Raw genomic sequence first — 23173 nt, forward strand, 5'->3', positions numbered from 1 at the left:
TAGAAGTGAACATTGTTCGCCAAGCCGGTCTTGTCGCGGAATTGCGGCAATGCGGCGATGCAGGTTGCGGCAGGATAATGTGGTGCCGGAGCGACAGGATCGAGTGATGGTCAAACCGACAGCCCTGCGCTTTGCCACCTATTACGGTGCCTTCTATCTGATGTTCGGGGCCTTCCTGCCGTATTTCCCGCGCTGGCTGGACGGGCGAGGCCTGTCACCGGAATGGATCGGCTGGATCCTGGCCGCCGGCATGATCGGGCGGACGCTGGTGTCGCCGATCGGCGCGCGCTGGGCCGATCGTGCCGTGCGGCACCGCGATCCGATCCTTGCCTTCGCCATCGGTAGCGTCATCGTCTTCGCGCTTCATATTCCCGTATCGACACCGTGGATCCTGCTCGTCCTGTCTTTTGCGGCCGGGGCCCTGGTCTTTGGCCAGATTCCGGTCACGGACGCGTTCGCCATGCGGGCCGCGCGGGATCATGCCTTTGAATTCGGCCCGGTGAGGGCTTTTGGTTCAGGGCTGTTCATCATCGCCAATTTCAGCGCCGGGGCATTGATCGACCGACTGGGCACGGAGAGCGTGCTGGCCTGGATAATCATCGCCGGCGGCCTCATGGCGCTCGCAGCGGCCTGGTTGCCCCCGGGGCATCGTCCCTCGGCCCATATTCCTCGACCTGACGAGTGGGCGCGGTTGGGCCGCATGCTGGCTGGTCCGCTCGGCCTCGCCCTGGCAGCGTCGGCCCTGATCCAGGCCGGCCACGGATTTTACTATGTCGTTTCGGCCAATGCCTGGACCGCCCAGGGGATCAGCGGTGCGATGGTGGGAGCACTCTGGGCGTTTGCGGTCGCGTTCGAGATTGTCTTCCTTTCGCTGTCCGGTCGCGGTTGGCTGGGGCGACTGAGTCCGGCGAACCTGATGATCATCGGGGCGCTGGCCTCATTGCTGCGCTGGGGGCTCACCGCCCTGTCGCCACCCCTGTGGGCCCTCTTCCCGTTGCAGGCGCTGCATGCCCTGACCTTCGCGGCGACCTATGTCGGCTTTTTGCGGTTTACCGCGAATGACATGCCGGACGACCAAACGGCGCTTTCACAGGGACTCAATTCGGCCCTGTCCGGCGGCATTGTACTGGCCGCGGTATCGACCTTGTCCGGTTATGCCTATGCGCAGTATGGCGTTGGCGGCTTTGCATTCATGATGGTGCCGGGCCTGTTGGGGTTGGCTGCAGCCGTCCTGTTGCGTCGTGTTTCTTTACTCCCGCGCCGGGAAAATATCGATTAGGATCGAAGCGATGAGGGGTATGCGGGACGAATCGTCAGCGAGAGCGGAGCTGGTTGTGCGCGAGGAAGGCGAGCGCACGATCCTTGAGCCCCATGGCGACTGGGTCATCGATACGATCGGCCGCCATGACAATGCCATTCGTGCCGTCGAGGCCAGCGCCGACCCGTGCAGTATCGTCGTGGATGTCAGTCATCTGGGACGTGTCGATACAGCGGGCGCCTATTTGCTGGGTCGCGCAACCCGCAAGTGCCCCACGCCAGATGCGGATTTCCATTTTGTCGGCCAACATCGCACGGTCAGGCGTCTGATCGAGGAAGTCCGGATGCGGACCCAGATCTGCGGTCCGGACGAGGAGCCGACCTTCGGTTTCATAAAGGCGCTCGCGAGGCTCGGGGCGGGGATTGAAGTCGCCTATCAGGAAGCTGTCGACACCTTCGCCTTCTTTGGCCGGACGCTGACCACCGGGTTGAGCTGTTTCTTCCAGCCGTGGCGGTTCCGCCTGACGCCAACGGTGTGGGCGATGGAAGAGGTTGGCGTGAACGCGCTGCCCATCGTCGCCACGCTCACCTTCTTCATTGGAGCGGTGGTCGCCTTCATGGGGGCGACCCTGCTGCAGAGTTTCGGCGCGTCCGTGTTCACAGTCGATCTGGTGGGCCTGTCGATCCTGCGCGAGTTCGGCGTGTTGATCACGGCGATCATGCTGGCGGCCCGTTCTGACAGTGCCTTCACGGCCTCGATCGGGGCGATGAAGATGCAGCAGGAAGTCGATGCCATGCGTGTGCTCGGCCTCGACCCTTACGAAGCGCTGGTGCTGCCCCGGGTCGTCGCCTGTGTCCTCATGGCGCCGCTCCTGACGTTCGGCGCAATGGTCGCCGGCATTTTCGGTGGCATGTTGGTGACCTGGTCCGCACAGGACATTTCGCCGGCGCTGTTCTTTACCCGCCTGCATTCCGAGATCGACATCAGCCATTTCTGGGTCGGCATGTCCAAGGCGCCGGTCTTCGGCATGGTGGTCGCGATTATCGGTTGTCGTCAGGGCATGCAGGTGCAGGGCGATGTCGAGTCGCTCGGTCGGCGCGTGACAGCTTCTGTGGTCCAGTCGATCTTTGCCATCATCGTGCTCGAGGCCCTGTTTGCGATGATGTATCTGGAGCTGGGGATTTGACCGACGACATCCTCATCTCTGTGCGCAACCTGCGCAGCGCTTTTGGTCGCCATGTGGTCCATGAACATCTGGACCTGGACGTCCGTCGCGGCGAAATCCTCGGCATTGTTGGCGGATCGGGCACCGGCAAGACCGTTTTGCTGAACACGATTCTCGGACTCAAACATCCGGAGGGCGGTGAGATCCGTCTCAACGGGCAACGCCTGGCCGAGATGTCGGCTCGCGAGCGGCGCCGGATTGACAGCCGGTTGGGCGTCTTGTTCCAGAACGGGGCCCTGTTCACCTCGCTGTCGGTTCTTGAAAACGTCATGGCGCCGCTGCGAGAGCATATCGACATGTCGATCCCCCTGATGGAGGAGATCGCCGGCATGAAGATCGGTCTCGCCGGGCTCGACCCCAGTGCCGCTGACCGCTTCCCGTCGGAATTGTCCGGCGGCATGCGCAAGCGCGCGGCTCTGGCCCGGGCGCTGGCGCTGGACCCGGAGATCCTGTTCCTCGACGAACCCACCGCCGGCCTCGACCCGATCGGTGCGGCCGCCTTCGACAATCTTATCCGGGAATTGTCTGACGCGCTGGGGCTGACTGTGGTCATGATCACACACGACCTCGACAGTCTGTACGCGATTTGCGACCGGGTGGCGGTTTTGGCCGACAAGCGGGTTGAAGCTGTGGCACCAATCAGGGAGTTGTTGGCCAATCCGCACCCCTGGATCCAGGAATATTTCCACGGACCGCGCGGACGCGCCGCGCTGGCCGGCAAGGAGAGTTAGACATGGAAACCAAAGCCCATCACGCCCTGGTCGGCCTGTTTGCCGTCCTGCTCCTGGCGGCCGGCGGCTTTTTCGCGCTTTGGCTGGGCAAGGTCTCGTTTGACGAGGACTATGCCTTCTACGACATCGTCTTTGACGGTCCCGTGCGCGGCTTGCGCGAGAGCGGCGAGGTCCGTTTCAACGGCATCCAGGTCGGCGAGGTCACCGAGCTGGAGCTGGATGACCAGAGCCGCGTGATTGCTCGCATCCGGGTGCTGGCCCAGACACCTGTGCGTGTGGACAGCTTTGCCCAGCTTGAGCCGCAGGGACTGACCGGCCTGTCCTATATCCTGATCACCGGTGGTACGCCGGACGCCCAGCGTCTGGAAAGCCCGGCCAATCGTCCGCCGCCCCGCATCTTTGCCCGGCGGGCACAGCTGGAAGGCCTGGTTGAAGGCTCCGAGGACGTGCTCGACGCGGCCCAGACCGCGCTGTTCCGGCTGACCGCTCTGCTCAGCGAACAGAATGTCGGGGAAGTCTCGGCGACCTTGACCAATCTGCGCGAAATCACCGACCGTCTGTCCGAGGAAGAGGCGTTGATTGCCGACATGCGCAATACGCTGGCCGGGATCGACACCGCCGCCAGCGACATGTCGGACGCCGCCATGTCGTTGAATGAGTTCGGCGTCACTGCGACAGCCTTCCTCGACAATGAGATGACGCTGGCGACCAATGAGACCACGCTGGCCGCCATGGCGGTCAACCAGGCCGCTGCCGACACAAACCAGATTGTTCTGACCTTGCAGCCCGCCATCGAGAGCCTGTCCGAGAGCGGCATCGAGGACCTCAACCGGACACTGTCCGATCTGCGTCGTGTGGTGGCGTCGCTCGAACGCATCACGTCTGAAGTGGAAAGCAATCCGGGCGGCTTCATAGCCGGAGCGCCCCGCGAAACCGTGGAGGTGCCGCAATGAGCCGGTCCCGCTATATCCGTGCCGCCCTTGTCGGGCTGAGCGCGTTGTCTGTCTCGGCCTGTGTGTCGCTATTACCGGAGTCCGAGCCGGTTTCGGTCTATCGTCTGTCCTCGCCGGAGCCGGTCGAGTTGCAGGATGAGAGCTGGACGGTCATCGAGATTGATGTACCCAACGCCCCGCGCGGCCTGTCCGGCGACCAGATCGCGATCATGCAGGATGGGGCAAGCCTCGCCTATATTCATGGCGCGCGATGGATTTCGCCGACACCGCGCCTGTTGCAGAGCCTTCTGGTCGATTCCTTCAACGCCCATGACGGCCGGCTCGCGCCGACCCGGTCGGATGACGGAATCCGGGCGGATTACGAACTCCGGCTTGACCTGCAGGAGTTCGAAGCGGTGTATGATCGCGGTGTCGAGACTGCGCCGCTGGTCCGGGTGCGGATATCGACCCGCCTGGTCGCCGAACATGGGCGTCGTTTCGCCGGTGCCCGTGTGGTGACCGCAGAGGTCAGGGCTACCGCCAATCGCACAAGTGCCATCGTGGCAGCCTTTGACCAGGCCGCGCAGTCAGCCAGTCGCGAAATCGCCGACTGGACAGCCGGCCGCACGGCCCAACGGGGCAGCTGATACATTGAATTCAAGACGCAGGTGCGCGGGTTCAGCTGTCGCTTGAACCCTCGTGGTCCTTGCGTCCCCGCCGTCCGCCCTTGGGCGCTTGATCACCGTCCTCGTCAGGCATGGACGACAGCAGGTCTTTCCACCGCCAGCCCGGTTCGCCACCCGAGGCATTGCTGCGTCGACCGCCGCGCTCGGGAAAACCGACCGCATTGTCGGCTCGGGGTTGCGTGGATGCTTCGGAATGGCCCAGCGGACGTTTCATCTCGTCTTCGGATGCGGCATCGGACCCCGCTTCCTCGGCGTCCGGGGTCGGGGCGGGGTCGGTTGCAGGACGACGTGACTTGCGGCCGGCCAGAGGGTCAGGCAGTTCATTGCTGGCCAGTTCGGGCGCCCGGCGACCGCCGGCCACAGAACCCATGCGCAACATGAAGTCGGAGAGCAGTTCATAATTCTGGCGGATGCGCGCCTGGAAGGCGGCATCGATTTCCTGCGCTTCCTCGGCGGCAGCCATGGCGGCCGCATTGAGGCCCTCCAGCCCGCGACGCAGCGTGTCGGCCGTTTCCTGGGCGCGGTCACGCGCTACGCCGGGAAGTTCATCCAGGCGTGCCGTCATGGTTTCTATATGCCGCTCGACGGTCTGGGTTTCAGACCGGGCCGAGGCCAGGACAGCTTCCAGGCGCTTGCGAACCGACTCGGCGGCTTCGTCGGCCGCGATCGAGGCGCGTTTGGTCAGCTTGTCGGCTTCCGCCAGTCGCAGGTCAAAGGCTTCGTCCGAGCGACGGGCGGCGGCAAAGGCCGCCTCATTGGTCTGCTCGACCTTGCTGGCGACGATATCGGCCTGGGCTTCAATGGCCTCGATTGCCGCGTCGGACACGGCCTTGGCTTCCTGTGCGGAGGCAATTAGGCGCGCCAGGGCAGACTCGTGTTCCTGGGCAGCGCTTTCGGTCTCCGACCGGACCCGCCCAGCCATGCCGTCAGCGCGCTCGATGGCTGACTCCACGGCCTCTCGGAAGGCTACAGCGCCGTTGGAGGCCGCCGAGTTGAGTGCGTCAGCGCCATCGCGTGCTGTCGAGGCCATGACCTCCAGCTCGGCCTTGTGGAAGTCCAGCGCGGCGGCGATCTTTTCCTGCTCGAGCCGCAGGGCCTCGCCGGCGTCTGCGAGCCGTTGGCGGTGTTTGACATAAGCGGCGTCGAGATTTTCCGAACGTTCCTTCAGGCCATCGGACAGCTCGCGCAGATGGCCGGTCCGTTCGGCGATGACGAGTGCGGCTGCATCGCTGCGTTCGGTCACCGCGCTGCCGGCGTCGTTGAGATCCTGGACACTGGCCCGGATCCGCTTTTCGCTGTCGGTGGCCTGGCTGGCTGCGAGCTCGGCGGCCGCAGCGACCATCTTGGACTGGTCGGAAATGGCAGCGGCGATCAGGGCGGCCTTGTCATCGAGGGATTCAGAAACCTCGCCCAGTCGCAGCCGCTCGGTGCGCAGTCCCTTGAGAAGGTGCTCGGTCCGGTCGCGGGCATCGGTTGCCGACTGCTCCAGCGATTCAGCGTGATGACTGATGACTTCTTCCATGGCCGCGAGGCGGGCCAGGGCGCTTTCAAGTGCGGTGTTGATCCGTTCGACTTCGCCGGAGACTGCGTCGGACAGGGTCTGCACCTCATGCCGCGCATACTGGGCCGGTTCGGCCAGCTTGCGGATGGCAAGCTCGACCCGTCGGGTGTTGGCGGAATTGCGGACAATTTCGCGCGCCATCATGCCGGCAATGATGAAAATCAGGGCGGGGAGCAGCGCGAAAACCGAGAGCCCGGTCAGCTGGCCGAACCCGTAGCGTCCCAGCGCCTCAAACGACTGGATGCCGAGATATCCCCACAAAAAGGCGCTGGCGCCTCCAACCCAGAACAGCGCGAAACAATTGCCCAGCCAGACCAGCCAATTGCCGCCACGAGGCGGCGCGCTGGCATCGTGTCCCTCCGGCGACGCCGGAGCCGTAAGTGCGTTCGGGGCTGCCTGCGTCAACGGGGTGCCCTTGTCCTCATCGGCCATGGTCATCTCCGCCAGTTCGATCGTGTGGTCTTGGTTCGTCTCGGTCATTTGGGGCCTGATCGCTGCGATCTGCTATCGACAGACCCGCACGCGCGAGCCTGTTGATGCCTGATATCATGACAGAGAATAGGACCAGAAGCGCGCCAGGCACACAGATAATCTATGCAAATTCAACATTTGCATCGGAAAGACGACCTGTCCGAGCGTCACCCGGGTGCGATCAGCTGGTATAGACGAGCGGTGGTGCGAGCAATTCCGGTACGTCGCGCGAGTCACTGATCGGCAGCCATCGCTGGCATGGATCCGACATCAGGCTGGCCGGTCTGGCCTTCGGGTCCGTCGCGCCGACCCACATGACGGCTTCGCGGTATTCGGCCGGTTGGGCGGATTGGCCCGACGTGCAGCCGCTGACCGCGTCCGCGTCTATGCCGATCGAGGACAGCGCCAAGACAGCAAACCATTCGATGATGGAGATCAGAAACTGGATCATGTCAGGTGTGCGTCCCGGACCCGGTTGGTATTGAACATGTGCCTAGGACCTGCATACGGTGCGGGCAATTCACGAAACATGAGAGCTTCGTGAAGAGTTGGTAACAAGGTGGCCAAAATGGGGCGCAGCCCCTTCGGAGCGGACATGAATGAGGCGAGCGAGGCGGAGGAAGCCGGTGTCCTGATCATGCTCGGCGTGACCGTGTTCGGATTGTTGTTCGCCAACCTGTCAGGCTTTGCCCATGTATGGGCCGCTGCTGATATCCTGCCGCTTCAGACTGCGACGCCCGGAGTCTTGGACAATCTGGCCTGGTGGCTGGGACAGACATTCGTCTCCTGGACATTCAACATCCTGCTTCTGGTCCTGTTCGGGTCGGCGCTTGCCTTGCGTCATCAAGGCGACGGTGCCCGCGGCCTTGGCTGGATGTGCCTCGTCGGGCTCGTGCTGGCCTATCTCTTCTGGCACGGCGAATTGCTGACCGTGCTCGCGATCGCCGGCATGATCGCGGTGCCGATGCAGGCCCTCTCGCCTGCGACCCGGTGGATGACGCTGACCGGGCTCATTGGCGGGACCTTCCTGATCCTGCTGGCGGGCGCCGGGATCACGGCCCTGTTGCCTGACACGATGGGCCTCGCGGATTTGCTCGGTCTTGACCCGGTCCGAATTGCCGCCATCGAAGCCGCGCATCAATCCGGGTTCTGGGCCCGACTGCCCGGGAACATGGCGATCGCGCTACAATTCCATCTTGTCGAGCTGTTCTTTCTCGGCGGTGGCGTGCTGGGTCTTGTCCTGCTCGGGATGGAATTGGTTGAACGCCGCTTCTGGGGCGGCGACTGGCCGCTGATGCCGCTCGTGTTCAGCGCGGCCGCTGCACTTGGCATCGGCCTGCCACTCAATGGATGGAGCGCATTGAACGCGATCAACGCCGGCTTTGCGCCGTCCCAGGCCTGGGGCGGTATTGCCGCCCATGCTGTGGGGGCGGCGCTGACGGCCAGTGGCTATGCCGTGCTTGTCGTTCTGGCCATTCGCTACCGGATAGCCGAGCCGGTGCAATTATTCCTGATCCGAGCCGGGCATGTCTGGCTGAGCATCCATGTCGGCCAGATCGTGTTTTTGACCTTGATCTTCTCGGGCGTTCCGGGAATTGCCCTCTACGGTCAACTGGGGCCGGCGAGCCTGTTCGCTCTGGGTCTGGTTCTGGCCGGTCTGCAGGCGGGCGCGGTTTGGGCGATTGATCGCTGGCTGCGCGTCGGCCCTGTCGAGTGGCTTCTGGATGGTCTGGCCTGCCGACATTTCGCGCGCCTGCGCCGAGATTGATCCCCGACGATCACATCCAGTTGATCGAGTTTTCGAACTTGCAACATCCAACCTCAAGGCGGCGTGCAACAAGAACGGATCGAAATCTGAGGGGATGATGATGATCCGGAAAATTCTTGTAGCGACGACCATGCTGGCAGCTATTTCACCGGCCGCATTTGCTGATGATGCCGCGACAGAAGCCGCGCTTGCGCCGCTGGCCGACCGCTTCGCGCGGGGTTTTTATGCGCAGGACGCCGACCAGGTGCTGTCGACAGTGCACCCGGAATTGTCCAAATTGGGTCTGCGACCGAATTTTCAGGGCTTTGGTCGCATGACCATCGAGAATTTGACGCCGGGCGATCTTCAGATCCTGGGTGAGCTGTACAATGGCGATGGTCGCCTGGACCCGGTGACCTCGACAGTTGATGTCCGCTTCTTCGACAGCACAGGCGATACCGGCGTCTTCCAGCTGAACGCCGATTCCGAATGGTATGATTTCTTCGTCGGCACGCGGATCAATGACAACTGGGTGCTCGTGAATTGTGCCTACGGCTCGTTCGAGTGGACCAATAATCCGGACCGTGCCGAGCACATGTCCCAAATAGACGAGGTCGTGACACGATATGCCCGTGCCTGGGACGCTGGCGATGCTGCGGAGGTTGTCGCGTCCGTCTATCCGGACTTCGACCGGCGGCATGTGGACCGCTCCGGCGAGCGGGAATATCTGGCGCCTGAGACTCTCGAGATGATCGCCATCGAGCTGGACGGGGCCGCGCCGGTGACACGCGATGCGACCGTCACCGTGTTCGAGGCCACCCGCGCCACCGGTGCCGCCCGGATTGATGCCCAGGACCGTGTCGAGTGGGTCTTCCTGCTACGCGTCGAAGGGGACTGGCAGATCGTCAACAGTTTTTGGGAGCCGCGGTCGCTCTAGCCGTCTGCGTCTGGCTGGTTTTCCGGGAGTGCATCCTGGAAAGCCGGCAGGGCCTGGCAAGCCGCATCGGCGGCTTCCAGCGCCGGCCACGCGGCGACTTCGAGCCCCCAACGGCGGGCGTTATAGAGTTGCGGAACCAGATAAATGTCGGCCAGGCCCGGCGTCTGACCACCCAGATAGGAACCGGTGCGAGGGGCCGCCTCGACAAGGGTTTCCAGCGCATCCAGGCCGCTGCTCATCCAGCGCTGGGCCCAGGCCTTCATGCCGTCCGGCCCTTGTCCGAGATCACCCGCGACTGTTTTCAGGACGCGCAGGTTCTGCAGTGGGTGGATATCGCATCCGATGATCGAGGCCCAGCCGCGCGCGCGGCACCGCTCGACCGGATCACGCGGCAGAAAGCGCGGCTCCGGCCAGGTCTCGTCAATCCATTCGAGGATGGCAGGGGATTGCAGCAATCGGGCTCCGTCATGCTCCAGCACCGGCACCAGGCCTTGCGGCTGGATGGAAAGCCAATCCGCTCCGCCCTGCTCGCCCTCTTTCAGGTTCACGGCGACCTGGTCATAGGTCGCGCCCTTCAGATTGAGGGCAATCCGAAGACGGTAGGCGGCGCTGGAGCGCCAATAGCCAAAAAGAGTTGTGGTCATGGCTCAGCGCCTTTCGGTCAGGGTGAAGTCGAGTGGTGGCAGGCCGTCAATCCGGGCGGCAACCGTGTCGCCCGGATTGAGTGCGCCGACCCCGGACGGGGTACCCGTGAAGATAAGATCGCCCGGCTGGAGCGCAAAAAAGCGTGTCAGCTGTGCCAGCAGGTCCTGCGGCGGCAGGATCATCTGCGCCAGATCTCCGGACTGGCGCACGGCGCCGTTGACGCCGAGGCTGATCGAACCGGTCGCTGGTGGCGGCCCGAGGCGTAAAGCGCCCATCGGTGCAGACGCATCGAAACCCTTGGCAATCTCCCACGGTGCCGATTTGGCCTTGAGGCCGGCCTGCAGGTCGCGCTTGGTCAGGTCGACGCCGGTCCCGGATGCGATGATGGTGCCGTTTTCACCCAGCGCCAGAACCAGCTCGACCTCGTGATGCAGGTCTTCAGTCTCTGTGGGATAGGGCAGGGCGGTGGCGCAGGTGATGGCGCTGGCCGGCTTGGCAAAGAAGATCGGTTCCGCGGCCGCCCCCATTTCCTTGGCATGGTCGGCATAATTGCGTCCGATGCAGAAAATGCGACTGACCGGGAATGTACGGCTGTCGCCGTCAATGGCCAGGCGGGGCGGAGCGGGGCAGGGGATAATATCGGTCATGCCCTATCGATAGCCGAGCGCGCGGCGCTTCGTCGAGCCAACAAACGTCTTGCAGCTGCAGCCGGCATCCGGCACCTGTGAAGCATGACCGAGCCGACTGAGACCCCGCCCGCCCTGAGCCTGCACGATTATCTGCCCTATCGGCTGGCCGTGACATCGAACCAGGTCAGCCGCGTTGTTGCGCGGGCCTATCAGGCCCGTTTCGGGCTGACGGTGTGGGAGTGGCGGGTCATCGCCCTGCTCGGCGAGGCGGAGCCGATGACGGCGCAGGCCCTGTCCGACATTGCGGCGATGGACAAGGTTTCGGTGAGCCGGGCGGTCAAATCCCTGGTCGACCGTGGCCTGGTGGTCCGGGCCGAACGGGCGGCAGACCGTCGATCGCGGGACCTTCGCCTGACCGATCCGGGGCGTGCCCTGTACCAGGAGATCATGCCGGTCGCCTTGAGCGCCGAAGCGGATCTGTTGGGCGGGCTTGAAGCCGGTGAAGTCGCGACCCTGGTCCGTCTGCTGGACATTGTGCGCGGACGCGCCGCCGAACTGCTCACGGCCGACGCCGACTAGTGACGCCGCTCCGAGACAATACGGCCCGCGGTCCACATGGCCATGAGGGTCGACAGGGCAAAACAGCCCGCACCGATCAAGGGTTTTGCCTCGACAACCAGATTGCCGCGCAGGCTGAACACGACCAGTGCAATGACCAGCACGTCCGCCATCGACCATTTGCCCAGCCGTTCAAGCCAATTCAGTGAACGGTCGTGGCGAGGCGCTTGTGTCCGGTCAGGCCTGGCGGGTGAGAAGACCTGCAAACGCCACATCCAGACCAGCTTTGTGAGCGGAAATCCGATCGAGAATACAGACACGGTCGCTGCCAGCAGCCAGTCGCCTTCTGCTGCGAGCGTCAGGGCGAGGCCGAGGATGGAATGTTCGTCGCCCCACAGCCCCAGATGCCGCGTTTCGACGGCCGGCAGGGTTAATCCGGGCACGAACAGCACGCTGGAAATCAGCAAGAGTCCGGTCGTCAAAGGGGTGAATCTGATTTTTTCTGCCCGCTCCATGCCGGCATAGAGGCCGAGAAAGAGGGCCGAATAGGGGCAGGACAAAATTCACATGCGGTATCGGGTGACGCGATGGCGAGCTCAACCCTGGCTGTCGATAACGTCGAATCCGATCGCTCGGGCGCCGTCCGGCGATGTCCATTTAAGGTTGCCATGACCAGTGTAAGCCCCTGCAAGCATTGTAATATCCAATTACCCAGAAGAAATGCATGGTTAATATCCCTCGCCTAGTTCCACCCCATACGCCGCACTGCGGTGAAATGTGGAACAGGACGGGGTGTCCCCAAATGCGCAAATTCATTCTGCCGGCTCTGGCCGGCCTTCTTATCTCAACACCGGCGATGGCCGAAACGACCCAGCGCGATCTGGAAGTGATCGGTCGCGCGCTCGGGTTTGTCGAAGGGGCCAGCGGTTCTGACCGCACTGTCGCCATTGTCTATGACGCGGGCAGTGAAGCTGAAGCCCAGGCTCTGGCGTCTGCCATGGCCGGCGGCCTCTCGGCCGGTCGTGTCACGCTGAACGCACGCCTGGTGCCGATGGCGGACACCGGGTCGCTCAGCGGCGCCGATGCCGCCGTTCTCCTGGGTGGCGCCGCTGGCGATGCCGGCGTTTACGGTGCCGCCAGCTCGGCTGGCGTGATGACCGTCTCCACCGACATGGGCTGCGTCGAAAGCGCCCGTTGCGTGATGGGTGTCCAGAGCGCGCCGTCCGTGCGCATCGTCGTCAATCGCGGTGCTGCCGACGGCTCGTCGGTCTCATTCGCCGCCGCCTTCGCGATGATGATCGAAGAAATCTAAGCGTAAACAGAGATTTGAGAGAGTAACGACCATGAAGACCCAATTCCTCACGACATCGATCTCCGTGCTTGCGCTGAGCGTCGGTTTCTCCGCCGCGGCGACTGCCCAGTCGCTCGACTTCACCGCGATGAGCGATCTGTTCGGCGAAGCCGTGACCGCCGGCGCCACTGGCGCCCCGCAGCGCGCTTCGGATGTCCCGGCCACGATGGTGATCATCACCCAGGCCGATATCGAACGCTTCCCGGAATACGACATCCCGGGCATCCTGCGTCACTATGCCGGCATCAATTACAACCGTTATGGTTACGGTGACGGCCAGATTTCGATCCGTGGTGCTGCCACGCCTTATTCGCCGCGCCTGCTGGTGCTGGTGAACGGCCGCGAAGTCTATCTCGACAGCTATGGCTACACCGCCTGGTCGACCCTGCCGGTCCAGCTGGAAGAGATCCAGCAGATTGAAGTGGTCAAGGGCGCACAGTCGGCACTCTACGGCTTCAACGCCGTGTCCGGCGTGGTCAACATCATCACCCGCAATCCGCAGCATGGCGACTACGCCACGGCCCGCGTGAATGTGGAATCTGATGGTGGATTTGACGCCGCTTTCGTGGCGGCGCGCCAGTTCGGTGATCGTGCCGCGGTCCGCGTCAGTTATGGCAATGCGGAGACTTCGGAGCTTCCGGCCCACCCGAATGCCATCGAGGCCCAGCCGCTCGCCCTGCAGGACTTTCACCGTGAAACCGGGGCCATCGAAGGTCGTTTTGCCCTGACCAACAAGGTCACCCTGACGGCGGAAGCGACTTTCACCAATGTCGACCAGTCGGAAATGACATCGGTCTATTCTTCCGCTCGCGCCCTTTACGAGCTGCGCTCCTACAAGGCCGAGCTGGAAGCTGATACCGATTACGGTGTCATCACGGCTCTCGCTTACCGCAATGAAAGCGAGATCGCCTATTCCTTCGGTCCGCTCAGCGCCGAGCTGACCACTTTCCGTGTGCAGGACCTGTTCAAGGTCGGCACCAATGACACCATCCGTATCGGCGCCGAATTCCGTGACGGTCAGACTGCGTCCTTCCCGGATCCGGGCAATGGTGATTTCGGCTATGAGTCGATGGCCGTTTCGGCGATGTGGAACCACAAGTTCTCCAACACCTGGGACCTGACCCTTGCCGGACGCTATGACGTCGTTGACTGGAGCCGTGACGGCGCGCCGGGCGCCTTCTATTCCTTCACCCAGGATGATTACTCGGTCTCCTTCGAGGAGTTCTCCTACAATGCGGCGCTGGTCTGGCGTCCCTCCTTCGGCGGCACGATGCGCTTCATGGCGGGTCGCGGCATTCAGGCGCCGACCTCCTTCGATATCGGCTTCACGCTGCAGACAACCGTCGGCGGGAACCCGCTCATCCTGTCGGGCAATCCGGACATGGTGCCGTCCATCGTCGACAGTTATGAGGTCGCTTATGACCGCAACCTGACGCCGACCATCGATATGCGGGCTGCCGTGTTCATGCAGGACACGTCGGACGTGCGTGGCCAGTTCGGTCTCTTCCCGGACCTGCTGCCGCCGACCGTCACCATCCCGACCCTCCTGTTCGATAACCGCGGCGACACCACGACGACCGGTTTCGAATTCGGCCTCATCGGCGATCCGGAAGGCAATTGGAACTGGGATGCGAACTATACGTACCAGCAGACTGAAGACGATCTGGACGGCACGTTCGGTCTTGGCCATGTCCAGGACTTCGAGAATGCCACCCCGGCTCATCTGTTCAACGGCCATCTCGGCTGGACAGGCGACAAGGTCAGTGTCGATGGTTTCGTGAATTATGTCTCCGAGACCACCTCGCCGCTGCAGCCGGTCTTCGGCCTGCCGACCCAGGTTGCGATCGACGACTATGTCGCTCTTTCCTTCCGCGCCGGCTATCGCTTCAACGACCATATCGCTGTGTCGCTGAACGCCCAGAATGCCAATTTCGGCGACGGCGAGGCGACCACTGCCAACGCCCAGTCGGACTCGCGCGTCTGGTTCGGTCTGTCGAGCAGTTTCTAATATGAAATGAGCGCCCCGGTGCCTTTGGTACCGGGGCGTTAACCCTGACTTTAGCGATTCAGGCGGATCATAGGACCAATGACAGATCCGCCTTCGGTGACGTCTTCCGGGAGAGTACCATGGGCAAGCTAAAATCAATCTTCAAGCTGACGATTGCGCAATCATTCGCGGTCGCTCCTGTCGCCGCGATCATCGCTTTGATTGCCGTCGCCGGGCTGGGCGCCTGGTCGTTGCAGAATGGTTCTGACAGCCAGCAACGGGCGATGCGGGAAATGAATGTCGCCCTTGAACTCACCGACCTGAAATCCGAACTCCAGACCATCAACAGCCAGGTGCTTGCTGTTGTGACGTCCCAGGCAGCCGGTAACCCGATTGACGTGATGGCCGAATTCGATGCGGTCAGCGCGCGCGTCGACGGGCTGTCCGCCCGCATCGTCGAGCTCCAGAGCTCTGGCGCCGATATCGCTTCGGGCACGGATACCTTCGATAGCCTGGTCGAGCAATTGACCCTTTACAAGGACGCGCTCGACTTTGTCGGCCAGATGCTGGAACTCGATTTTGCCAGCTCGGTCGCCTTCCTGCAGCCGTTCGATGCCGTGTTCGCCGAGATCAGCGCCGACCTGGACGGCCTGGCCATGGAAGGGGCTTCCCTGGCCCGCATGGATGCCGCAGAGACGCAAGCCGCTGCCGGAACATCCATCATTGTATTCATCGGCCTGACCATTGGTGTCGGCGTTGCCCTGATTGCCCTCGCTGTGCTTTTCGGTCGCCAGATCTCGGCGTCCGTCCGCAAGATTGCCGACGCCACTGAAACCTTGGCTGACGGTGACTACTCCCTCGATATCGGTGCGCTCGAGCGCTCGGACGAGCTGGGTGCCGTGGTCGAAAGCCTGCGCCGTTTCCGTGAGAAGGGCCTGCAGGCAGAAGAACTCGAACAAGAACAGCGCGCCCAGGCCGAGGCCAATGAGAAGCGTGCCGCCAAGCTCAATGATCTGGCCCAAACCTTCGATGCCGAAGTCATGTCCATGCTGGGTGAGGTCAACGAGGCTTGCTCGTCCATGTCAGCCATCGCCGAGCAGCTGTCCCAGGCCGCTACCGAAGGATCCGAGCAGTCGGGCCAGATGGCGTCATCAGCCGCGCAGGCATCGGCCAATGTTGAATCCGTCGCTGCAGCCTCGGAAGAACTCACCGCTTCGATCGCCGAAGTCACGCAGCAGATCCAGGGCTCCTCGGACATGGCCAGCCAGGCCGATGAGCGGGCCAAGTCGGTTCGTGCGGTTGTCGACAATCTGGGCGCCGCTGCCCAGGAGATCGGCAATGTGGTCCAGCTGATCAATGACATTTCCGAGCAGACCAACCTGCTCGCCCTCAATGCGACCATCGAGGCGGCTCGCGCCGGGGAAGCCGGCAAGGGCTTCGCGGTTGTGGCCTCCGAGGTCAAATCACTCGCCGCGCAGACAGCCAAGGCCACGGATGACATTCGTGACCAGATCCAGGCCATCCAGGAAGCTGCGGCGTCTTCGTCGGCTTCGATCGAGGATGTGACCCGCGCCGTCGGCGAGATTTCCCGCTCGGCATCCGCGATTGCGGCCGCTGCGGAAGAACAGAGCGCTTCGACCCGCGAGATTTCGAGCTCGGTCTCCCATGCGGCGACCAGTGCCCGGGCCGTCTCGGACAATGTCGATGTGGTGTCCCGCTCGGCCCGCCAGACCGGCGACGCGTCCCAGGATGTGTTGCACGCCGTACGGACGGTGTCGGAACGCGCCGAGAAGCTCAATTCCACCGTGGAAACATTCCTCACCGAGGTTCGCGAGGCAGGCTGATCTCTCCCCCCAGATGTCGCCTTGCAACACAAGCGCCCGGACCCTCTCCCCCCCTCGGTCCGGGCGCTTTTTTGTGTTCAGGCGATGCCGGATGATCAGTTGTCGCCGAACGCCCGGGCGGGCAGGCGGATGATCTGGGCGGCGAGGGCGGCCAAGGGGCTGGAAAGCAGACCTCCCGACGATTGGGACTCGGCATTGAAGGCATTGTCGAGGGCGCCGCTGGCGGCGAGTCGCATCAATGTTGTCGAGGCTGCGAAATCGGTGTGGCCGATCACGGTGCCATCGCGCAATCCGGTCAGATCCAGGACGGCTATCCCGTGTGCGGTCAACGCCTCTTGCTGGGCGCCCATTCCCAGCCGGGCTTGTCCACCCCCGCTGAGGGAGTCGGAGACGCGAAGAGCCCGGTCGCGTCCGGATACGAGGACGGTCATGTTCTCGGGCCGCGGCTCGATCGAGTCGAGCTGATTGAAGAATACGTCAAAGTCGATGTCGGGCATGGCGAGGATGACCGGATCGATCTTCGCCAGAACATCGCGCCGTCCGGCTAGGCTCAGCTGTCGCAACGCCTCCATCGTCACCTGGGCGCCCATCGAGTGCGCAAGAATCGTAACCGAGATGGACGGGCTCTCCGCAACCTCCACCAACAATTCTGCCAGTCCGTTGCGGGCGAAGAGGGCGCTGTCACGGTCTTGCAGGTAGGCGGTTACCCGTCCCGCCGAAGGCCAGGCGTAGTGGACGGCGACCGTCTCCACGCCAAAGTCGTTGAGTATCTGGGCGTTCAGGTAGAGCCCGTCCGAAAATGGCGTGTTGAAACCATGCACGAAGACAAGGACCTGTCGCTGTGCGAGGGGCAGGGCCGACAGGCGGCGATCCAGGCGTGTGGACCACTCCCTCCGGCTCAGGGCGTCGTGATATCCGACCAGCCCGAATTCGCGTTCCGGGTCAGCCCGGCGTGACGGGTGGTTGATCTCGCCGGCAAGCCGGTTCGAGGGTACCCAGACATCGGCCTGCGCGAAAGAGAGGTCGCCGCGCAGGGTTGTGAGGCGAATGGCTGGGTCGTCGCTGGGCATGCGGGTCGTCGCGATCAGAATGGTCTCGCTGCGCCCGTCGGCGCCCGACGGGGTCATGATCGGCAGCCGGGCAGGCGCATGTGTGCAGGCCGACAGGCCAGCCAATGTCGCCACCAGCGAAATCACGCGAAACAATCCGGTCATGAACATTCTTGCTCCAGGCTTTTCCGTCAGCTCCGACGGCAACACGAATAGCCACGCCCCGGCGCCGTAGGTCAATGACGGGGAGGCCCTGATAGCGTGGTTCGACCGCAGGGTGGGATGTCAGGCTTTACAATCCCTCTTCGCAGACATATGAATGCAATTGTATGCTTTCGTAATCAAGTGGAGGTGGTCATGTCCCGAAGCGTGCCCCTTAGCGTCCGGATCAGCGATGATGACGCGGCCTTTCTGGCGCGCTTCAAGGCTGAGGGCGCCAAGACACCGAGCGAAAAACTCCGCGCCCTTCTGGCTCAGGCGCGCCGCATGGAGGCGGGTGGCGATGACTTCGCCAGCAGGGTCGAATGGTGCGGCGCCCAATTGCAACCCGCGCTGAATCGGCTGCGCAATGCCCAGAAAGAGCATCGCAACCGGTCCGAGCTTGTCGCCCGCGCCTATCAGCGGATGCCTGAATTGGTCGCGACCTTGATGGTGGGCGTGCGTGAAGAGGGGACTGTCGACGACCTCGTGGATTTCGAGGCGGACCTGTCCGAACAGATATTCGCCCTGATCGAGGAATTGCTCGATCTCGGCCTGACCGAGAACAGCCGGACATTCGATCCGGAGTTGATGAAAAGACGATTGGAACCGATCCAGGAGATCCTCGATCTGGTCCGTCTGTCGAAACAGCCGAAAGGAGGCAATGCGCCATGAGCGAACAACTGTTTTCCCGGGTCAAGCGCCTGGTATCGGGAGGCGTGAACTCTCTCGTTGACGCCGTCGAGAACGTCTCGCCGGAAACGGTGATGAAGGAAGCGATCCGGGAGGTCGAATCGGCCACGGATGAGGTGCGCGATGAGCTGGGACGTGTGCTCGCCAACAAGCATCTTGCTTCACGCCGCCTGATGGATGCCAACACCCGTCACGAGACCCTGTCCGAGCAGATCGAGATGGCCGTCAAGGAAGGCCGGGACGATCTTGCCGAAGCTGCGATCTCGCGTCAGATGGACATTGAAAGCCAGATGCCGATCCTGGAAACCGCTGTCAGTGATGCCAGCTCCCAGGAAGTCGAGCTTGAAGGCTATATCGAAGCCCTCCAGGCACGACGACGTGAAATGGAAGAAGAGCTGTCGGCCTACAAGGAAAGCCGTGCCGCGTCCGACACGCTGACGGCCGACGGCGATCCGGCCGCCTCGGGAACCGCCGAGCGCAAGGTCAACAAGGCCGAGCGAGCCTTTGACCGGGTGATGCGCGATGCCACCGGCATGCCGGGCTCCGCAGGCGGGTCTCGCAAGGACGGCGCCAAGCTGGCCGAGCTTGAAACGCTCGCCCGGAGCAACCGCATCAAGGAACGTCTGGCTGCAGCCAAAGCGGCAGGGACTGAAAACACGAAATGATGGACATTCTCTCCGCACCCGCCGCGCTGCCCTTTGTGATCGCTTTGATGGTGATGACCTTCATCGCCATCCTCGAAGGGGTCAGCCTGTTCTTCGGTGCAGCCATTTCAGGTTTTCTGGACGGGATCCTGCCGGATTTCGACCTGCCTGATCTCGATGGCGGGCCGGACGGGAGTGTGGATGTTGGTGGTCTCGAGAGCGTTGGCCCGCTGACCTATCTGATGAGCTGGCTCAGTTTCGGCAAGGCGCCGGCCCTGGTGCTGCTGATCGCATTCCTGACCGTTTTCGGGCTTGCCGGGCTGACGGTCTTGGCCGTCACCTCGTCCGTGGCCGGTGTCCTGGTGCCGGGCTGGCTCGCTGCCATCCCTGCAGTGATGGTGGCACTGCCCGGTACGCGATATCTCGGCCGCGCTTTCGGGGCGGTGCTGCCCAAGGAAGAAACCGAGGCGGTCTCGACCGATCGCTTCATCGGCAAGGTCGCGGTGATCATCCGCGGTGAATCCCGGCGCGATCAACCGGCCGAGGCAAAACTGAAAGACATGCACGGGCAGACCCACTGGATACTGGTGGAGCCCGATGAGGATGACGAGGTTTTTGGCGGCGCGGATGAAGTCATCATCGTCAGCCAGGCCGGCTCGGTCTACCGCGTCATCCGCAATACCCATCAGGTGCTGTCGCGCAATCGATAGCGACCCCTGACGGTTTGTACCAACAAGAGTGAAAGGGACATTCATGCCAGATCTTCCCACCATTGCGCTTTATGCCGGTGCGATCCTGATCGCGTTCTTCGCGGTCTTCAGCTTCATCGCAGGGCTCTACAAGCGCGCCTCGAAGGAAATCTCCTTCGTCCGGACCGGCTTTGGCGGTCAGAAAGTCATCATGAATGGTGGCGCCCTGATCATGCCGGTCCTGCACGAGACCATTCCGGTCAACATGAACACGCTGCGGCTCGAGGTGAAGCGGGCCAATGAGCAAGCGCTCATCACCAAGGACCGCATGCGCGTCGATGTGCAGGCTGAGTTCTTTGTGCGTGTACAACCCACGACTGAATCAATCGCCAATGCGGCCCAGACCCTGGGCCGCCGGACCATGGATCCCGAAGCATTGAAGGACCTGGTCGAGGGCAAGTTCGTCGATGCCCTGCGTGCTGTTGCCGCTGAAATGGCGATGGAGGAGTTGCACGAACAACGGGTCAATTTCGTCCAAAAGGTGCAGGCTGCAGTCTCCGAGGACATCCTCAAGAACGGCCTGGAGCTGGAGTCGGTCTCGCTGACCGGTCTCGACCAGACCAACAAGGATTATTTCAACCCGAACAATGCGTTCGATGCGGAAGGCCTGACCAAGCTTACCCAGGAGATCGAGGAGCGCCGCAAGAAGCGCAATGATATCGAGCAGGACACCGAGGTCCTCATCCGTCGCAAGAACCTGGTCACCGAGCAGGAAAGCCTGCAGATCGCCCGGGACGAGGAATTCGCGCGCCTTGAGCAACAGCGTGAAGTCCAGACGCGGGCTGCCGAACAGGCGTCGCAGATCGCCGTCGAGAAGGCCAGCCGCGAGCGCGAGGCCGAGACCGCGAAAATCCTCGCCGCCCAACGAACCAATGAGGCGTCGATCGAGTCCAACCAGATCGTGGCCGAGCGCCAGATTGCCATGGACAAGCAGGTCCGTGAGCAGGAGATCCAGAAGGAACAGGCCCTTGAATCCGCTGATGTCGAGAAGGCCAAGCAGATTCAGCTCGCCGAGCAGGGCCGGGACATTGTCGTCGCCCAGAAGTCGCGCGAAAAATCCGTTGCCGAGGCAGAGGCCGACCAGGCCCGCGCCCTGGCTGCCCGCGCCGCCGAGGAAGTGACGACTGCCCGCCAGGTGGAAATCGCCGAGCGTGACAAGCAGATCGAACTTGTCGAGGCATCGAAAGCTGCCGAGATGGACGCGATTGCCATTACCGTGGCGGCCGATGCCGAGAAGCAGGCTGCGGCTGATCGTGGTGAAGCCGTCCGCATCGCGGCCGAAGCAGACGCCACCCGCATCCGGACGGCTGCACAAGGTGAGGCCGATGCTGAAAAGCTCCGCGCCGATGCCCAGGAGCGCGTCTACGCGGTCGAGGCGATCGGTCAGCGGGCCATCAACGAGGCGGCCAATGTACTGTCGCCGGAACAGGTTGCCATGCAGATCAAGCTGGCGCTGATGCAGGCTCTGCCGGAGATCATCGAGCAAAGCGTCAAGCCGATCGAGAATATCGACGGCATCCGTATCCTGCAGGTCGATGGTCTGAACGGTGGCGCGGTCAGCGGCACCGGTGCCGGCGGCGGCAGCAACGGTCAGGACGGCGGACTTGCAGACCAGGTCGTGTCCTCGGCGCTGCGCTATCGGTCACAAGCGCCCCTGGTCGATGCCATGCTGTCGGAAATCGGCCTGAAGGTCGGTAACCCGCAAAACCTGGCGGATGCCTTTGGCGATGGGATTGTCCTCGCCGATGGCGACGTCGCGGGCGACGAGGCGTCAGACGCCGGGGCTGACAGCGACAAGAGCTGATCGCGCGATCGCTTCGTCCGTGAAGATGGCGTCGACCACCCGGTCGGCGCCATTTTTCTTGCCACAAATGATCGCGGTGACCGATCGGTCGCAATCAGGGAGAATATCGGGAGGAATTTGGTGCGCCCACTAGGATTCGAACCTAGGACCCGCTGATTAAGAGTCAGCTGCTCTACCAACTGAGCTATAGGCGCGCCGGTTGGGAAGCGGCGGAAAATACGCCGACGCGGCGTAAAAGCAAGCCATACCTTCCGCGGATTGCACATGCCTGCCATGCGTCTGCGCGGGGCCGGGTCGCTTGTGCGACGGAGGAGCGGGACCGACACCCGGTCCCGCCGCGCAAGACCTACTCGACCCGGGCGCGGCCGATCGTGCCCATGTCGCTGCCGAACCAGATCTCGCCGGTAGCAGCCAGGTAGTGCATGTGACGCACGACGCCGCCGCCGGACGGGATGCCGGTGATGGAGAAGAACTCCTCGCTGGCAGGATCGAAACCGACAAACCAGTTTGGATCGACGCCGGTTTCCACAAACCACACCCGATCCTGGCCGTCGACAGCAAGGGCATAGGGGCGGGCATTGGCGCCGGATGGCATGGCCCATTCGGTGATAGATCCGTCGGTCGGGTCCAGAACGCCCAGATAGCCATCGGCATAGTCGCCATACCAGATGCGACCGTCTGACGTGATGTCGAGGCGTCGCGGCCGGGCACTGTCGCGGGGCAGGTCGTGCTCGGTCAGGGCCATGGTTTCCGGATCGACCGATGCCAGCTTGCTTGTCCCGAACAGGGCCACCCAGATGGTGCCGTCCGGCGCCTGTTTGATGCCATAGGCGCGGGCGCCGGGCGTCGGCACCATGACGGTATCGAGCTGGCGCGTCTCCATGTTGAGGCGGCTGACCGAATTGCTGCGCTGGCTGGTGAACCAGATATTTCCGTTGCCGTCGAAGATCTGTGTGTGCGGGTCGGCGACCGTGTCGGCAGGCGTTTCGACATAGTCGAATGTTTCGCTCGCAGGATCATAGATGCCGATATGGGCATCGCGATTGCCGGCATACCAGATCCGGCCGTCCGGATTGACGATGAGATTGTGCGGACCGGCACCCTCGCGCAGGTCGGTGCGGGTCATCTCGCCGGTGGCGACATCAAGGCGGCCGATATAGGAATTGGCCTGGCCGACAAACCAGACCGTCTCACCGTTCAGCGTATAAGGGTCGCGCGGTCGCCCCTCCCAGGGCACATCCCATTCCTGGATGTCGACGGCCGCGACCTCCGGGCTGTCCATTGGCGGCGTGACGTCATCGGCGGGACGGGTCTCGCCGTCCAGCGCCGGAGCCGCGGTGTCCGGTGCCGCGTCGCCGTCTCCGTTTTCGGACGCCGAGCAGGCGGCCAGAAAAACGCACAGCGCTCCGGCTGCGGTCAGATGAAAGCGGATGGATTGTGACATGATGAAAACTCTCCCTCAGCGCGAAATTAT

At 63.0% G+C, this 23173-nt stretch carries 22 protein-coding genes and 1 tRNA gene; 15 read left to right on the forward strand and 8 right to left on the reverse strand.

Annotated features, from left to right (window positions below):
* The first annotated feature begins 106 nt into the window (after positions 1-106).
* Genes ACN0X9_RS01815 through ACN0X9_RS01835 form a run of 5 tightly spaced genes read left to right on the forward strand, consistent with a single transcriptional unit; the run spans position 107 to position 4793 of the window.
* Positions 107-1279 carry an MFS transporter gene (locus tag ACN0X9_RS01815; protein WP_417485932.1) on the forward strand — a complete coding sequence of 391 codons (1173 nt, stop codon included), beginning with the start codon at positions 107-109 and terminating at the stop codon, positions 1277-1279.
* A gap of 19 nt (positions 1280-1298) precedes the next feature.
* The gene (locus tag ACN0X9_RS01820) at positions 1299-2444 is read left to right on the forward strand and encodes an MlaE family lipid ABC transporter permease subunit (protein ID WP_417485933.1); all 1146 of its coding nucleotides are present in this window, start codon (positions 1299-1301) and stop codon (positions 2442-2444) included.
* A complete protein-coding gene (locus ACN0X9_RS01825) occupies positions 2441-3214 on the forward strand; it encodes an ABC transporter ATP-binding protein (protein ID WP_417485934.1) in 774 nt (257 codons plus the stop codon). Before ACN0X9_RS01820 ends, ACN0X9_RS01825 begins: the two co-directional genes overlap by 4 nt.
* 2 nt (positions 3215-3216) lie before the next feature.
* The gene (locus ACN0X9_RS01830; protein ID WP_417485935.1) at positions 3217-4167 is read left to right on the forward strand and encodes an MlaD family protein; all 951 of its coding nucleotides are present in this window, start codon (positions 3217-3219) and stop codon (positions 4165-4167) included.
* A complete protein-coding gene (locus ACN0X9_RS01835) occupies positions 4164-4793 on the forward strand; it encodes an ABC-type transport auxiliary lipoprotein family protein (RefSeq protein WP_417485936.1) in 630 nt (209 codons plus the stop codon). The genes ACN0X9_RS01830 and ACN0X9_RS01835 overlap by 4 nt, the downstream gene beginning before the upstream one ends.
* Positions 4794-4824: 31 nt before the next feature.
* Here ACN0X9_RS01835 and ACN0X9_RS01840 read toward each other — a convergent pair whose 3' ends face one another.
* Together ACN0X9_RS01840 and ACN0X9_RS01845 are read right to left on the reverse strand one after the other, a co-directional pair.
* Positions 4825-6873 carry a hypothetical protein gene (locus ACN0X9_RS01840; RefSeq protein ID WP_417485937.1) on the reverse strand — a complete coding sequence of 683 codons (2049 nt, stop codon included), beginning with the start codon at positions 6871-6873 and terminating at the stop codon, positions 4825-4827.
* Positions 6874-7045: 172 nt separating this feature from the next.
* Positions 7046-7315 (reverse strand): hypothetical protein, encoded by a 270-nt coding sequence (locus ACN0X9_RS01845; protein ID WP_417485938.1) that lies wholly within the window; start codon positions 7313-7315, stop codon positions 7046-7048.
* Positions 7316-7432: 117 nt separating this feature from the next.
* On the opposite strand from ACN0X9_RS01845, the gene ACN0X9_RS01850 reads away from it, so the two are divergent.
* Both ACN0X9_RS01850 and ACN0X9_RS01855 read left to right on the forward strand, forming a co-directional pair.
* Positions 7433-8632, forward strand: coding sequence for a DUF418 domain-containing protein (locus ACN0X9_RS01850; protein WP_417485939.1), 1200 nt, complete (start codon positions 7433-7435; stop codon positions 8630-8632).
* Between the two features lie 100 nt (positions 8633-8732).
* A complete protein-coding gene (locus ACN0X9_RS01855) occupies positions 8733-9548 on the forward strand; it encodes a hypothetical protein (protein ID WP_417485940.1) in 816 nt (271 codons plus the stop codon).
* On the opposite strand, the gene maiA is transcribed toward ACN0X9_RS01855, so the two are convergent.
* Together maiA and ACN0X9_RS01865 are read right to left on the reverse strand one after the other, a co-directional pair.
* Positions 9545-10192, reverse strand: coding sequence for a maleylacetoacetate isomerase (gene maiA, locus ACN0X9_RS01860; RefSeq protein ID WP_417485941.1), 648 nt, complete (start codon positions 10190-10192; stop codon positions 9545-9547). The genes ACN0X9_RS01855 and maiA overlap by 4 nt on opposite strands.
* 3 nt (positions 10193-10195) lie before the next feature.
* Positions 10196-10840, reverse strand: coding sequence for a fumarylacetoacetate hydrolase family protein (locus ACN0X9_RS01865; RefSeq protein ID WP_417485942.1), 645 nt, complete (start codon positions 10838-10840; stop codon positions 10196-10198).
* A gap of 84 nt (positions 10841-10924) precedes the next feature.
* On the opposite strand from ACN0X9_RS01865, the gene ACN0X9_RS01870 reads away from it, so the two are divergent.
* Positions 10925-11401 (forward strand): MarR family winged helix-turn-helix transcriptional regulator, encoded by a 477-nt coding sequence (locus tag ACN0X9_RS01870; RefSeq protein WP_417485943.1) that lies wholly within the window; start codon positions 10925-10927, stop codon positions 11399-11401.
* Here the strand turns inward: ACN0X9_RS01870 and ACN0X9_RS01875 are convergent.
* A complete protein-coding gene (locus ACN0X9_RS01875; RefSeq protein WP_417485944.1) occupies positions 11398-11847 on the reverse strand; it encodes a paraquat-inducible protein A in 450 nt (149 codons plus the stop codon). The two genes, ACN0X9_RS01870 and ACN0X9_RS01875, sit on opposite strands and share 4 nt — an antisense overlap.
* Positions 11848-12182: 335 nt before the next feature.
* Here ACN0X9_RS01875 and ACN0X9_RS01880 point away from each other — a divergent pair, with 335 nt between their 5' ends.
* From ACN0X9_RS01880 to ACN0X9_RS01890, 3 genes are all read left to right on the forward strand, one after another.
* Positions 12183-12692: a hypothetical protein gene (locus ACN0X9_RS01880; RefSeq protein ID WP_417485945.1), complete on the forward strand. Its 510-nt coding sequence runs from the start codon at positions 12183-12185 to the stop codon at positions 12690-12692.
* A 31-nt stretch (positions 12693-12723) separates the two neighbouring features.
* Positions 12724-14739 (forward strand): TonB-dependent receptor plug domain-containing protein, encoded by a 2016-nt coding sequence (locus ACN0X9_RS01885; RefSeq protein WP_417485946.1) that lies wholly within the window; start codon positions 12724-12726, stop codon positions 14737-14739.
* A gap of 119 nt (positions 14740-14858) precedes the next feature.
* Positions 14859-16562 carry a methyl-accepting chemotaxis protein gene (locus ACN0X9_RS01890; protein ID WP_417485947.1) on the forward strand — a complete coding sequence of 568 codons (1704 nt, stop codon included), beginning with the start codon at positions 14859-14861 and terminating at the stop codon, positions 16560-16562.
* Positions 16563-16657: 95 nt separating this feature from the next.
* On the opposite strand, the gene ACN0X9_RS01895 is transcribed toward ACN0X9_RS01890, so the two are convergent.
* On the reverse strand, positions 16658-17776 hold the full coding sequence (locus ACN0X9_RS01895) for an alpha/beta hydrolase (RefSeq protein WP_417485948.1): 1119 nt from the start codon (positions 17774-17776) through the stop codon (positions 16658-16660).
* 192 nt (positions 17777-17968) lie between these two features.
* On the opposite strand from ACN0X9_RS01895, the gene ACN0X9_RS01900 reads away from it, so the two are divergent.
* The 4 genes from ACN0X9_RS01900 to ACN0X9_RS01915 are packed head-to-tail and all read left to right on the forward strand — an operon-like array spanning position 17969 to position 21699.
* The gene (locus ACN0X9_RS01900) at positions 17969-18484 is read left to right on the forward strand and encodes a hypothetical protein (RefSeq protein WP_417485949.1); all 516 of its coding nucleotides are present in this window, start codon (positions 17969-17971) and stop codon (positions 18482-18484) included.
* A complete protein-coding gene (locus tag ACN0X9_RS01905) occupies positions 18481-19167 on the forward strand; it encodes a PspA/IM30 family protein (protein ID WP_417485950.1) in 687 nt (228 codons plus the stop codon). The genes ACN0X9_RS01900 and ACN0X9_RS01905 overlap by 4 nt, the downstream gene beginning before the upstream one ends.
* The gene (locus ACN0X9_RS01910) at positions 19164-19856 is read left to right on the forward strand and encodes a YqiJ family protein (RefSeq protein ID WP_417485951.1); all 693 of its coding nucleotides are present in this window, start codon (positions 19164-19166) and stop codon (positions 19854-19856) included. Before ACN0X9_RS01905 ends, ACN0X9_RS01910 begins: the two co-directional genes overlap by 4 nt.
* Before the next feature lie 43 nt (positions 19857-19899).
* Complete coding sequence (locus tag ACN0X9_RS01915; protein WP_417485952.1) at positions 19900-21699, forward strand: flotillin family protein; 1800 nt, start codon at positions 19900-19902, stop codon at positions 21697-21699.
* A 118-nt stretch (positions 21700-21817) separates the two neighbouring features.
* Here the strand turns inward: ACN0X9_RS01915 and ACN0X9_RS01920 are convergent.
* A tRNA-Lys gene (locus ACN0X9_RS01920) sits at positions 21818-21893 on the reverse strand.
* 152 nt (positions 21894-22045) lie between these two features.
* Positions 22046-23143 (reverse strand): lyase, encoded by a 1098-nt coding sequence (locus ACN0X9_RS01925; RefSeq protein ID WP_417485953.1) that lies wholly within the window; start codon positions 23141-23143, stop codon positions 22046-22048.
* Positions 23144-23173: the final 30 nt, after the last annotated feature.

This window comes from Maricaulis sp. (assembly GCF_048268525.1).
In the GTDB taxonomy this organism is placed as follows: domain Bacteria; phylum Pseudomonadota; class Alphaproteobacteria; order Caulobacterales; family Maricaulaceae; genus Maricaulis.